The organism is Streptomyces monticola (genome assembly GCF_042665355.1).
Classification (GTDB): Bacteria; Actinomycetota; Actinomycetes; order Streptomycetales; family Streptomycetaceae; genus Streptomyces; species Streptomyces monticola.
The window spans coordinates 195,111-208,187 of sequence record NZ_JBHTCF010000013.1 but is presented as its reverse complement, the minus strand read 5'-3'; the positions used below and the strand labels follow the sequence as shown (position 1 = coordinate 208,187).

12 protein-coding genes are annotated in these 13,077 nt (G+C 70.5%); 10 read left to right on the top strand and 2 right to left on the bottom strand.

Features of this window, described 5'->3' with window-relative positions; genetic code table 11:
- Positions 1-40 precede the first annotated feature (40 nt).
- From ACFQVC_RS27610 to ACFQVC_RS27595, 4 genes are all read left to right on the top strand, one after another.
- A complete protein-coding gene (locus ACFQVC_RS27610) occupies positions 41-715 on the top strand; it encodes an urease accessory protein UreF (protein ID WP_381835541.1) in 675 nt (224 codons plus the stop codon).
- Positions 716-866: 151 nt separating this feature from the next.
- Positions 867-1,547, top strand: a complete 681-nt coding sequence (ureG, locus tag ACFQVC_RS27605; protein ID WP_381835539.1) for an urease accessory protein UreG — start codon at positions 867-869, stop codon at positions 1,545-1,547.
- Positions 1,508-2,323 carry an urease accessory protein UreD gene (locus tag ACFQVC_RS27600; protein WP_381835537.1) on the top strand — a complete coding sequence of 272 codons (816 nt, stop codon included), beginning with the start codon at positions 1,508-1,510 and terminating at the stop codon, positions 2,321-2,323. The genes ureG and ACFQVC_RS27600 overlap by 40 nt, the downstream gene beginning before the upstream one ends.
- Before the next feature lie 222 nt (positions 2,324-2,545).
- Positions 2,546-4,123: an alpha/beta hydrolase gene (locus tag ACFQVC_RS27595; RefSeq protein WP_381835535.1), complete on the top strand. Its 1,578-nt coding sequence runs from the start codon at positions 2,546-2,548 to the stop codon at positions 4,121-4,123.
- Positions 4,124-4,246: 123 nt separating this feature from the next.
- Here ACFQVC_RS27595 and ACFQVC_RS27590 read toward each other — a convergent pair whose 3' ends face one another.
- Positions 4,247-5,293, bottom strand: coding sequence for an NAD-dependent epimerase/dehydratase family protein (locus tag ACFQVC_RS27590; RefSeq protein WP_381835533.1), 1,047 nt, complete (start codon positions 5,291-5,293; stop codon positions 4,247-4,249).
- A gap of 93 nt (positions 5,294-5,386) precedes the next feature.
- Positions 5,387-6,124, bottom strand: coding sequence for a lysophospholipid acyltransferase family protein (locus ACFQVC_RS27585; RefSeq protein WP_381835531.1), 738 nt, complete (start codon positions 6,122-6,124; stop codon positions 5,387-5,389).
- A gap of 275 nt (positions 6,125-6,399) precedes the next feature.
- Between ACFQVC_RS27585 and ACFQVC_RS27580 the strand changes: the two genes are divergently transcribed.
- From ACFQVC_RS27580 to ACFQVC_RS27555, 6 genes are all read left to right on the top strand, one after another.
- Positions 6,400-6,828 carry a hypothetical protein gene (locus ACFQVC_RS27580; RefSeq protein WP_381835529.1) on the top strand — a complete coding sequence of 143 codons (429 nt, stop codon included), beginning with the start codon at positions 6,400-6,402 and terminating at the stop codon, positions 6,826-6,828.
- A gap of 39 nt (positions 6,829-6,867) precedes the next feature.
- Positions 6,868-7,245: a hypothetical protein gene (locus ACFQVC_RS27575; protein ID WP_381835527.1), complete on the top strand. Its 378-nt coding sequence runs from the start codon at positions 6,868-6,870 to the stop codon at positions 7,243-7,245.
- Positions 7,246-7,398: 153 nt separating this feature from the next.
- On the top strand, positions 7,399-10,425 hold the full coding sequence (locus ACFQVC_RS27570) for a 3-keto-alpha-glucoside-1,2-lyase-like domain-containing protein (RefSeq protein WP_381835525.1): 3,027 nt from the start codon (positions 7,399-7,401) through the stop codon (positions 10,423-10,425).
- 239 nt (positions 10,426-10,664) lie between these two features.
- Positions 10,665-11,420, top strand: a complete 756-nt coding sequence (locus tag ACFQVC_RS27565; protein ID WP_381835523.1) for a GNAT family N-acetyltransferase — start codon at positions 10,665-10,667, stop codon at positions 11,418-11,420.
- A 209-nt stretch (positions 11,421-11,629) separates the two neighbouring features.
- Positions 11,630-12,388 (top strand): lysophospholipid acyltransferase family protein, encoded by a 759-nt coding sequence (locus ACFQVC_RS27560; protein WP_381835521.1) that lies wholly within the window; start codon positions 11,630-11,632, stop codon positions 12,386-12,388.
- Complete coding sequence (locus tag ACFQVC_RS27555; protein ID WP_381835519.1) at positions 12,381-13,070, top strand: DedA family protein; 690 nt, start codon at positions 12,381-12,383, stop codon at positions 13,068-13,070. Before ACFQVC_RS27560 ends, ACFQVC_RS27555 begins: the two co-directional genes overlap by 8 nt.
- Positions 13,071-13,077 lie beyond the last annotated feature (7 nt).

Sequence of the window (13,077 nt, the reverse complement as noted above, 5' to 3'; positions counted from 1 at the left end):
AGCACGAGAACCCGTACAAGTACGAGAAGGGGGCGCGTCGATGAGCAGAGCCGCACTGCTGGTTCTGGCCGACGGCCGCTTCCCCGCCGGAGGGCACGCGCACTCCGGCGGGGCGGAGGCGGCGGTGGCCGCGGGCCGCGTCAGGGGCGCCGCCGACCTGGAGGAGTTCTGCCGCGGACGGCTGCACACCAGCGGCCTGGTGGCGGCCGCGCTCGCCGCGGCGGCGGCACTCGGCGTCGACCCGCTGGACCTGGACGACGCCGCCGACGCCCGCACGCCGTCGGCCGCGCTGCGCCTCACCGCCCGCAAGCTGGGGCGCCAGATGATGCGGGCCGCCCGGTCCACCTGGCCGTCGCCTGAACTCGACGCCCTCGCCGCGCGGCGTCCGCGCGGTGCCCACCAGCCGGTCGTGCTCGGGCTCGCCGCCCGCGCGGCCGGGCTCGGGCCCGAGGACGCGGCCCACGCGGCGGCGTACGAGGCACTGAGCGGACCCGCGACGGCCGTCGTGCGGTTGCTCAGCCTCGACCCCTTCGACGCGACGGGCGTTCTCGCCCGGCTCGCACCGGAGGCGGACCGCGTCGCACTCGACGCGGTGGCATCCGCCCGCCGCGTGCCCGCCGACGGCGTCGACGCGCTGCCCGCCGCGTCGGCACCGCTGCTCGAAATCGGAGCAGAGGACCACGCGGCCTGGTCCGTACGGCTCTTCGCGTCGTAGCGGCGGACTGCGGGGAGCGCCGGGACCTGCCTGGTCTGCCGGAACCTGCCGGAACCTGCCGGACGGGCCGTACGCCATTGCGCGGGTCCGAAGGCGCCGCACCGGCCCAAGCGCCCTGCCGGGGCGAAGACATGACGACTGGAGTAACACCATGCACCTCGACCACTCCCACGACGGACCGGCCGCCCTCAGCGCCGATGCCATGCGGCCCGACGGGCGGCGCCGGGCCCTGCGGATCGGGCTCGGCGGGCCGGTCGGGTCCGGCAAGACCGCGACGGTGGCGGCGCTGTGCCGGGAGCTGCGGGACCGCCTTTCCCTCGCCGTCGTGACCAATGACATCTACACGCGGGAGGACGCGGCGTTCCTGCTGCGCGAGGCCGTGCTGCCGCCCGAGCGGATCACGGCCGTCGAGACCGGGGCCTGCCCGCACACCGCGATCAGGGACGACATCTCCGCGAACCTGGAGGCCGTCGAGGATCTGGAGGACGAGGTCGGGCCCCTCGACCTGATCCTGGTGGAGTCCGGCGGCGACAACCTGACCGCCACCTTCTCGCGCGGTCTGGTGGACGCACAGATCTTCGTCATCGACGTCGCGGGCGGCGACGACATCCCCCGCAAGGGCGGCCCCGGGGTGACCACGGCCGATCTGCTCGTGATCAACAAGACCGACCTCGCCCCGTACGTCGGCTCCGATCTGCAGCGGATGGCGGGGGACGCCAAGGAGCAGCGTGCCGAACTGCCCGTCGTCTTCCAGTCGTTGAGGTCCGAGACCGGCGTGGGCGACGTGGCCGCATGGGTGCGCGAACGGCTCGCCGCCTGGACGTCGGCGTGATCGCTCAGTCCGGGGTCCGTGCGCGGGCCCGGATCAGGGCCGAGGCGGACGAGCGCGGCATCAGCCGGCTCCCGGTGCTCGAAGGCGAGGGGCCGCTGGCCCTGCGCCGTACGCGCGCCGAGGGCGACGAGGCGCGGGTCGCCCTGATCGGCGCCATGAGCGCGCCTCTCGGCGGCGACCGGCTCGGCGTGCGGGCCGAAGCAGGGCCCGGCGCGCGGCTGCACATCGGCTCCGCCGCGGCCACCATCGCGCTGCCCGGTCAGACGAAGGAGGCCGCGCACTACGACGTACGCCTGGACGTGGCCGAAGGGGCCGAACTGCGCTGGCTGCCCGAGCAGCTGATCTCGGCGGCCGGCAGCGAGCTGCAGGTCACGACCCGGGCCGAACTCGCGCCCGGCGCCCGCCTCGTGCTGCGTGAGGAGCAGGTGCTCGGCCGGTCGGGGGAGGAGCCGGGCACGCTCAGGAGCCGCCTTACGGTACGTCTCGCCGGGCGGACACTGCTCGACCAGGAACTGTCCTGCGGACCCGGCGCGCCCGGCGGCTGGGACGGGCCCGCCGTCCTGGGCGGGCGCCGCGCGGTGGGCCAACTCGTCGTCGTACGGCCGGAGTTGGAGCACCGTATGCCGGAGCCGCGGATGGTGGGGAAGAGTGCGGCGCTCACTCCGCTGGCCGGACCCGCGGTCCTGGTGACGGCGGTGGCGGCGGACGCGCTGCGGTTGCGCAAGACCCTGGACGAGGCCTGCCGGTGGCTGGAGCGCGCGACCGACGACCGCTGAGTGACCGCAACGACTGCTGACTGACCACTGGCTGGCCACTGCCTGACCGCGACGACCGCGGGATGACCATAGCGACCGCTGAGTCGAATGTGTCTTCCGGTTATCGGATTGGCAAAGAACAGCGGCCTCATCTGTTGTCAGGGACCACACAGGCGCAAAGATCCCCGGAAGATACCGAAACGATCCGATCGAAACGATCTGACGACCTGGGGGAGGTACCACTTGAGACGCACGGCAGTGCTCGGCTCGGCCGGCACTCTGATCGCGGGAACTCTCATAGCGGGCGCGATGGCCGCACCGGCGGCGAACGCCGACAGCGGTCGCCGCACGGTTTCCGAGGCGCACGGCGCGGCCGTCGCGGCGGCCCGCGCGGCGAAGGCGGGCATCGACTGGAAGGACTGCCCGGCGGACTGGGGGCTCGCGAAGCCCGTCCAGTGCGGCTGGGTCAGCGTTCCGCTCGACTACGCCAAGCCCCACGGCAAGCAGATCAAACTCGCCGTGGACCGTGCCAAGAGCACCGGTTCCAAGGACGAGCGCCAGGGCTCCCTCGTCTACAACCCGGGCGGCCCCGGCGGCTCCGGGATGCGCTTCCCGCTCCGGATCGCCAACAAGGCGCCGCTGTGGGAGAAGACGGCCAAGTCGTACGACTTCGTGGGCTTCGACCCGCGCGGTGTCGGCCACTCGGCGCCCATCTCCTGTGTCGACCCGCAGGAGTTCGTCAAGGCGCCCAAGCTCGACCCGGTGCCGGACTCCGAGGCCGACAAGCTCGCCCAGCGCAAGCTGGCCGCCGAGTACGCGGACGGCTGCAAGGAGCGCAGCGGCGAGATGCTGCCGCATATGACGACTCCCAACACCGCGCGCGACCTGGACGTCATCCGGGCCGCACTCGGTGACAAGAAGCTCAACTTCCTCGGTGTCTCCTACGGGACGTACCTGGGCGGCGTCTATGCCACGCTCTTCCCGAACCACGTCCGGCGCATGATCGTCGACAGTGTGGTCAACCCCTCGCGGGAGAAGATCTGGTACCAGGCCAACCTCGACCAGGACGTGGCCTTCCAGATGCGCTGGGAGGACTGGAAGAAGTGGGTCGCGAAGAACGACGCCACCTTCCACATCGGCGACACCCCCGAGAAGGTCGAGGCGCAGTGGGTCAAGCTGCGTTCGGCGGCCAAGAAGAAGCCCATCGGCGGTGTGGTCGGTCCGGCCGAGCTGATCGGCTTCTTCCAGGGCGCGCCGTACTACGACTCGTCGTGGGTGCCGGTCGCCGAGGTGTGGAGCAAGTACCTCGCCGGTGACGAGAAGGCACTCGTCGAGGCCGCCGGTCCTGATATGTCCGACACCGCGGGCAATATCTCCTCGGAGAACGGCAACGCCGTCTACACCGCCGTCGAGTGCGCCGACGCCAAGTGGCCCACCAGCTGGAAGAAGTGGGACCGCGACAACACGGCCCTGCACAAGGACCACCCGTTCATGACGTGGGCCAACGCCTGGATGAACCTGCCGTGTGCCACCTGGGGCGTCAAGCAGCAGACGCCGCTGGAGGTGAAGTCCGGCAAGGGGCTGCCGCCGGTCCTCATCGTGCAGGCCGAGCGGGATGCCGCCACCCCGTACGAGGGCGGTGTGGAGCTCCACAAGCGGCTCAGGGGCTCGCGTCTGATCACCGAGAAGGACGCCGGTTCGCACGGGGTGACCAACCTGGTCAACCCCTGCATCAACGAGCGGGTGGACACCTATCTGCTCTCCGGCAAGACGGACAGCCGTGACGTGACGTGCGCGCCGCACGCCACGCCCAAGCCGTAGCGGTCCGCCGATCGTTCAAAGGGTGAGGGGCGGCCGGAGTCCAACTCCGGCCGCCCCTCGCTCTGTTCCCCTGAGGGCTCACCTTGTTCAGCCGGGGCACCTCAGGCCGGGCGTCGGTGCACCTCAGGCCGGGCGGCGCCGGGCCAGCCAGGCGTCCTCCGCCGCGTAGTCGAAGAGATCGCCGGACGGGTCGTAGGCGGCGGCCATCTTCGGGAACGCCTCGCGCCAGTCCCTGCCGTTCAGGTGGCGGCTCAGCCACTCCACCGTCTCCGGCAGCGACTCGGCGTAGGTGGTCACCGGTCGGTAGCCCAACTCCCGCTCGGCCGCGGTCATATCGAGCACCATCGGGTGCGGCAGGCTCCACGGGGTGCTGCCCACTCCCGGCTCGGGCGGCTCGCCCGACACCAGGACCGTCTCGGCCTCGACCCCCGTCAGCGTGTCGATGGCGGCGCCGATCTCCGCGACCGTGGGGGCCTCCGGGTCGGCGGCGTTGAGGGCGCGTGAGCCCGGTGTGGCCGCCGAAAGGCGCACCAGTTCCGCGATGTTGTGCACGCTCGCCGGGTGGAAGCGGCTCGCTCCGCCGTAGGCGAGGACTCTTCTGCGCCGCCCGTCCAGGGCCCGCTTCACGAAGTACAGCTCGCGCGGCGTGCGGCAGTGCGGCCCGTGGACCGCGGACGCGCGCAGCACGGTCACCGGCAACTTGTCGCCAGTGCCCAGGAGTTCGGCCTCGATGGCGGCCTTGCGTGTGCCGTAGGTCGTGTCGGCCGGGGCCAGTGTGCGGTACGACTCGGGGAGGGGCACCGGGTAGTGCGGGTAGCCGTCGGGCTCGCCCTGGGTGTCGAAGCTGCGGCCCTGGGTGTCCTCGTACACCGCCGCGCTGGAGATCACCACCGCGGAGCCGATGCGGTCCGCGAAGGACGTCAACTGGCGGGCGTGGCGCAGCTCGAAGGCCACCACGTCGACGACCACGTCGCAGCCGTCGCCGAGGAGCCGGGCGAGCGTCGTGTCGTCGTCGCGGTCCAGGGCCGCCGTGCGCACCGTGTCGGGCCAGGACTCGTCGCGGCCGGCCCCGCGCGAAGCCGCCGTGACCTCCCAGCCGTCGTGTGCGAGCGCGCGCACCGCGGCCCGTCCGATCTGTCCCGTCGCCCCGATCACCAGCGCATGTGTCATGCAAGGACCGTACGCCTTTCATGATCCAGACCGTGAGGGGGTTCGCCCTGCGCGGATTTCACCCCGCGAGCAGGGTGTGCGGCCCTCGGCGCCTCAACTCAGGGGCATCCTGGGGAACTTGCGTTCCTTCGCGGCGGCCTGCTTCTCCTTCTCGGCCTGTTCCTCGGCCTTCACCACGGCCGCGTACCGGTCGACGTACTCCTGTCCGGAGAGCTCCAGGATCGCGTACATGATCTCGTCCGTGACGGCCCGCAGCGCTGCCTTCTCGTTGTCCAGGCCCTCGTAGCGAGAGAAGTCGAGCGGTTTGCCGAAGCGGATGGTCACGCGCTTGAAGTTCGGCAGCTTCTGGCCGGGCGGCTGGGCCTCGAAGGTGCCGATCATCGCGCACGGGACGACCGGTGCCTGGGCCTTGAGTGCCATCGCGGCGACGCCGACCTTGCCCTTGTAGAGCCTCCCGTCGTGCGAACGGGTGCCCTCCGGGTAGATGCCGAGCAACTCGCCCTTGCGCAGCACTCCGAGCCCTTCCCGGATCGCCGCCTGGCCGGCCTCCTTGCCCGACCGGTCCACCGGGATCTGACCGGCGCTGCGGAAGAACGCCGCCGTGAGACGCCCCTTGATGCCGGGGCCCGTGAAGTACTCGGCCTTGGCGAGGAACGTGATGCGCCGCTTGATGATCGCGGGCATCAGGAAGTGGTCGGAGAACGACAGATGATTGCCCGCGACGATGGCCGCTCCGTCGTCCGGAATGTGCTCAAGGCCCTCGATCCGGGGCCGGAAGAGCAGCCGGAGCAGGGGGCCAAGCAACACGTACTTGAGCACGTAATAGAACACGGAGTCGCTCCTCACTCTGCCAAACCGGCTCAACCACTGCGTTTTCGCAGGTCACATGGCTATCCGTGGGCGTCAGTGTAGGTGCAGGTACGGCCCTCTGTAACCGTGTCTTGTCGGTTCGATTGCAGAGCTGCCCAAGGAAGCTCGCTCACCCGGCCACGGAGTTTCGGGCTCCGCCGAAAGCCGTGTCCGGCCTTGGCGCAGGCGGTGACGATGCCTGTCAGGGGAACCGGAGCGAACCGGTCAGGGCAATCGGAGAGATACGGGGGACAGTCATGCGTCTACGGGGACTTGGCCGCGCGGCGGCCGTACTGGTCGTGGCAGGCGCCACGGCTGCGACATTGACCGGGCCCGCGGCCCAGGCGGAGACCGGCTCCGCCGCGGCGTCATGGAAGTGCACCGGAGGCTGGGACAAGGCGACGCCGGCGGCCCGCTGGAGGTATCACGCCTCGTGCACAAGGAGCGGCGAGGGCTTCTCGGCGTACTTCCAGCCTTACGACGAGATCCTCTGGGTCTACGACAACTTCCCCAACAACCGCAAGACGGTGGCGCACTTGTCGGTGCAGGGCAACGGGAACGCGTCGTTCAGGACGGGCAAGCACGACGAGAGCTACGCCGAGAACCTGAACGTGAGCATCCGGGTGTGCAGCTCGTCGTCGTCGGCCGCGAAGTGCTCGGACACGTACAGCAAGGGACACACCTGAGCCGACCGGTGAATGCCTCGATGGGGGAGGGTGGGTGGCATGCTGCTGCCCACCGCCCATGAGGCGACCGAGCTCATCGAGGTCATCCGGATCGCGGACCCGGCTCGGCACATCACGTCGCAGGACCTGTCGGTTGAGCCGGTGGCTCTGTGGACGGATGGCGATGTCCGGCAGGTGCTGGCGCTGATCGCCGAACTGCCGGAAGGCGAGCAGTACCGCTGCTCTCTGCCGGCCTGGGGGATCCGGGCGCACAGTGCGACCGGGCCGCTCTTCGAGATCGCCTTCTGCTTCCGCTGTCACGGCGCCCGGATATGGGGCCCGGAGATGCCCGCCGGACAACGCGCGCAGACCTTTGACGCCGAGTGCCCGGCGGCACAGGAACTCCTCGTCCGGTTCCGTGCGTGCGTGGTGGCCTGAATCGGGGGTGCTGAGGGGCACTCATCATCAACTCCCTTCTCGTTTCTCCTCGTTGTGGACAAAGTATGGACGCGCAGCGACCGTATCCCTACGCTGAGCGTCGCTTTGCCGCAGAAGTCTGCGTAGCCACCGCGGAACGACGCAGGAGGAAGAGTGAAGCCATCACGCCCCGAGCGCCCCCGTTTCTTATCTCGCTCCAGACGTCGTGCCACCGGACTGCTGCTCACCGCACTCCTCGCGGGCGGCGTGAGCGTGCCCGCGGCTGCCGTCGGTGAGCCGCGGCCGTTCGCGGATCTGCCGCCGCAGGAACCCGGCGTCACCTTCCGGGCCTTCGACATCCAGTCGCCGCTGAGCAAGCTGTGCGATCTGAAGCCCGCGCAGACCCCGAACGTCGACAAGCTGATTCCCACCGCCGACTGGACCTCGACGGACGGCTTCGGGTTCAGTGACAACTTCGTTTCGCAGATCATCGGCAATCTGAACGTGCCCGAGGCCGGTTCGTATGCCTTCCGGCTGATCAGCGATGACGGCTCACGGCTCTTCCTCGGCGGGCGGCAGGTCATCGACCACGACGGGCTGCACGGCGCCGAGCCCAAGGACGGCGAGATCACGCTCGACGCCGGCTATCAGCCGCTGCACATCGACCACTTCGACGCGGGCGGCGGCCAGCAGGTCACGCTGCAGTGGAAGCCGCCGGGGGCAGCCGAGTTCAGTGTCGTGCCGAACTCGGTGCTCAGCACGGACGCCGATGTCGTACGGGTCACCGCACCCGGCAGGAAGGAGTGCGAGGGAACCTACGACACCCCGGGTGACGGGCTGCCGCTGACCGAGGTGAACCCGGGCTACACCCTGACCGATCTGCGGCCGAAGGGCTTCGAGCCGCAGGTGTCCGCGATGGACTGGCTGCCCGACGACCGGCTCGCGATCACCACCTGGGGCGGCAGCGACGAGACCAAGGGCGAGGTGTACCTCCTCGACAACGTCACCGGTGACACCGGGCCCGAGAAGGTCACGTACAAGAAGATCGCCGAAGGGCTCAAGGAGCCGATGGGCGTCAAGTACGTGGACGGCAAGCTGTATGTGTCGGAGAAGCACCAGCTGACCGAGCTGAACGACACCGACGGTGACGATGTCGCCGACGAGAAGCGCAAGATCGCCGAGTGGCCGTTCGGCGGCAACTTCCACGAGTTCGCCTTCGGACTGCTCTACGAAGACGGCGACTTCTATCTGAACCTCTCCGTCGCCATCAACTACGGCGGCGCGACCACCGATCCGCAGCCCGCCCCCGACCGCGGCACCACCATCAAGGTCAACAAGGCGACCGGGAAGGTGACTCATATCGCCGGAGGGCTGCGCACGCCCAACGGAATCGGGCGCGGCCCCGACGGCGATCTGTTCGTGACCGACAACCAGGGCGGCTGGCTGCCCGCGTCCAAGCTCATGCACATCAAGCAGGACCGGTTCTTCAACCACCACACCAACCCGGACGGCCCGTTCGACGACAAGCCCGTCACCAAGCCGGTGCTCTGGCTGCCGCAGAACGAGATCGCCAACTCGCCCAGTACGCCGATGCAGTTGAAGGACGGCCCGTTCGCCGGGCAGATGGTCTTCGGAGATGTCACCTACGGCGGACTGCAGCGCGCCGACCTGGAGAAGGTCGACGGCGAGTACCAGGGTGCGGTGTTCCGGCACACCCAGGGACTGGAGTCCGGTATCACCCGGATCGCCACCGGACCCGACGGCGCGATCTACACCGGCGGCCTGGGCGCCGACGGCAACTGGGGCCAGGCGGGCAAGCTCCGCTTCGGCCTGCAGAAGCTCACCCCGAACGGCAGGACGGCCTTCGACATCCAGACCATGCGCGCCACCGGTGACGGCTTCGAACTCACCTACACCAAGCCCCTGTCGGAACAGACCGCGGCCAAGCTGACCGAGGGCGCCTACTCCGTCGAGCAGTGGCGCTACGTGCCCACACCCGCATACGGCGGCCCGAAGGTCGACGAGGAGTCCCTGCCCGTCACCTCGGCCCGGCTCTCCGACGACCGGCGCAAAGTCACGCTCACCATCCCCGGCCTGAAGAGCGACCGCGTCGTACACGTCCGCTCGCCGCGCCCCTTCTCCTCGGCCGACGGCGAACAGCTGTGGTCCACCGAGGCCTGGTACACCCTCAACGCCAAGCCCGGGTCCGACGACCCCGTCACCGCCTACGACGCCGAGTCCGCCGCGCTCTCCGGCAGCGCGGGCATCGACACCGAACACGCCGGCTACACAGGCGGCGGCTTCGTCGACGGCTTCGGCGAACAGGGCGCCAAGGCACGCTTCGACGTCGAGGTGGACAAGGACGGCGCCTACGACGTGGGCCTGCGCTACGCGAACGGCCCGCACCCCGCCGCCGGCACCAAAACGGTCGGCGTCAGCGTCAACGGCGGCGAGCCGCGCCGGACGAGCCTGCCCTCCACCCGCGAGTGGAACCGCTGGTCGACGAAGACCGAGCGTCTCCAACTGCACAAGGGCCGCAACACGATCACCTACGGCGTGGGGGCCGACGACACCGGCCATGTGAACCTCGACGCCATCGAGGTACGCCGGCCGGGCGCCCGTATCGACCTGTTCTCCGGCGGCAGCATCTCCACCGCGTGGCAGCACACCGACGGCCGCAGCGCCGACTGGCCGCACACCGCCGAGAAGTCCATGGAGGTCTGCTGCGGAGACCTGCGCACGAAAGCGCACTTCGGCGACTTCAAGCTGCATGCCGAGTTCCGGGTGCCGCTGCTGCCCGACGACGTCACAGGACAGGACCGGGGCAACAGCGGTGTCTATCTCCAGGAGCGGTACGAGGTGCAGATCCTGGACTCGTACGGGGTGCCGAAGCTCGCGAACAACGAGGCGGGGGCGATCTATCTGAAGAAGGCCGCCGACCTCAACGCCTCGACCGCGCCGGAGACCTGGCAGACGTACGACATCACCTTCCGCGCGGCCCGCTTCGACAGTGACGGCAAGAAGACCGAGGACGCCCGGATCACCGTCGTATGGAACGGCAAGAGGGTGCACGACAACGTGGCCGTGGACGGCCCGACCGGCGCGGGGGACCCCGAGTCGGCCGCTGCGGGCGCGATCCGGCTCCAGGATCACGGGAACAAGGTGCGGTTCCGCAACGTGTGGGTGGAGCCGCTGTCCTGACCCACCGGCCCCCAGAGTCAGCCCCGGGGGCCGGTACCTCTGAAGCAACCCTGAATGTCCCTCATCCTTCCCTGACAACTGCCGAAAATCTTTGACGCGTTCACCGGGCGACTGCACCGTGGAGGAGAACGGGCCGCCGAGCGGCAACTCGACGGCCCGTGCACGATCTGAGCTGTCCCGCGCGACCATCAGCCACGACTCGCGCGGGCCCTTCCCCTGCGGAGAAAGCGGGTTGCGTCATGCCCAGTCCTGCACCGTCCACTGTAGTCGCGTCCTCCAGCAGCTACGCCGTGTCCATCGCGGACTCCGAAGAGCTGATCCGCGCCGCGCAGCGTCTGCGCCACGAGGTCTTCGCCCGCGAGATGGGCGCCCGCCTCCACACCCCTGTGCCCGGACACGACATCGACGACTTCGACGCCCTCGCCGACCACCTGGTGGTCACCGACACCACCTCGGGCGAAGTCGTCGGCACCTACCGCCTGATACCCCCGGGCCGTGGTGAACGGCTGTATTCGGACGGCGAGTTCGAGCTGACGGCGCTTGCCGGTATCCGCTCCCAGCTGGTCGAGACGGGACGCTCCTGTGTCCACCCCGACCACCGCAGCGGCGCCGTGATCAACCTCCTGTGGTCGGCCCTGGCCCGCTATCTGCTGCTCTCCGGGCACCGCTACCTCGGCGGCTGCGCCTCCGTTCCGCTGGCCGACGGCGGCCGCGCGGCCAGCAGCGCCTGGCTCCTGGGCAACGGCAAGCACGCCTCGCCGCCCGAGCTGCGGGTGCACCCGCACCGGCCCTGGCACCCCTCGGGCCCGCCCGAAGGGCCGGCCCGCATGTCCGATCTGCCGCCGCTCCTGCGCGGCTATCTGCGCCTGGGCGCCTGGATGTGCGGGGCGCCCGCGCACGACCCGGAGTTCGACGTCGCCGACTTCTACGTCCTGCTGCCCATGGACCGGATCAACGACCGCTACCGGCGGTACTTCCTGGGGGAGGAACAGTGACGGCACCGCCGGCGGAAAGGGGCAGCGCAGCACCGGCACCACCACATCCGGCGCAGCGAGGCACAGCGCCATCGACAGCGACATCCACACCGCCGTCCCCGCCTCTGCCTCCGCGCCCGCCCCTGCCATCGCGCTCGTCCCTGCCCCCGCGCCCCGCCCCCGCGAGCAACCCCTGGTTTCCCGTATCCCCCTGCACCCCGCGCTGTGCCGTGCCCATCGGCCCGCCGGTGCGCCCCGCCGTGACCGCCCGCCGCTACACCGACCTGACCCGCGTCATCGCCGGGGCCGCCGCATCGCCGCGCGCCACGGCGACTCCGGAAGCGGTGCGGCTCAGAGCAAGACGCCTCCTGACCGCGCTCGACGTACACCTGGACGACGGCGGAACCCCGCTCGGCGCGCCCGGCTCCGGCGCCCTCGTCGTCGCCGACCACATCTCCTGGCTGGACGTGGTGGCGCTGCTCGCCTGCGACGCGGTCACCCTTGTCGCCAAGCGCGAGGTGGCCCGCTGGCCCGTGGTCGGCCCGCTCGCCCGCCGTATCGAGACCTGTTTCATCGACCGCGGCAGCCTGCGCGCCCTGCCCCAAGCCGTCGGGCGGGTACGGGAGTTCCTGGCCGCCGGCCGCACGGTCGCCGTGTTCCCGCAGGCCACCACCTGGTGCTCGGCCGCCGGCGGCACCTTCAGGCGCGCCATGTTCCAGGCCGCCGTCGACGCCCGCGTCCCCGTGCGTCCGGTGACCATCGACTATCTCCAGGACGGCAGGCCGAGTCCGGTCGCCGGGTTCCTCGGGGACGAGGGCTTCCTGCCGTCGCTGCACCGGGTGGCCCGCGCGGGCGGGCTCACGGTCCGCGTCCGGGCGCACGGCCTGCTGCCGCCGCGGCACGGCGGGGCGTACGGCGAGGACCGGCGCGCCCTCGCCGCGGCGGCACAGCGCTCCGTGTCCCAGGGCCAGTCGAGCCGCCATGGCTGAGTGGCTCGAGCGCTATGTGGCCCTGCTGCAGAACCTCCTCGACTCGCCGTGGATCTGGCTGCTCATCTTCGCCACGGCGGCGCTCGACGCCCTGCTCCCCTTCATGCCGAGCGAGACGACCGTCGTCATGGCGGCCGTCCTGATCGGTGCCGACCCCGGACGTCTGGTGCTGCTCACGGTCCTCGCCGCGGCGGGCGCCCTCGCCGGGGACCTCGGGGGTTACGCCATCGGCCGCCGCGCGGGCCCCCGCATCATCGCGCTGCTGCTGCGCGGCGCCCGGGGCAGACGCCGCCACCAGTGGGCCCGCACCGCGGTGGCCCGGCACGCGCCCCTGCTGATCATGGCCGGGCGTTATGTCCCCGGGGGCCGGGTCGTCACCGGGCTCACCACCGGCGGTCTGCGCTATCCCGTACGCCGCTTTCTGCTCTACGACGCCATCGGCGCGAGCATCTGGGCCGTGCTCAGCGTGACGATCGGCTGGCTCGGCGGCGCGGCCTTCGCGGGCCGCCCGGTGTACGGCCTGCTGGTCTCGCTCGGTGCGGTCACCCTGCTCACCGCCGCGGTCGAGTGCGCCAGAAGGTGGCGCGGGCGACGCACGTTGAGCATGCAGACTGATGAGTCAGTCATCATCGCAACATCACACCCCGGGGGAGTGGTGGGCAGTAAATCAAAGGTCAGTTGACGTCGCA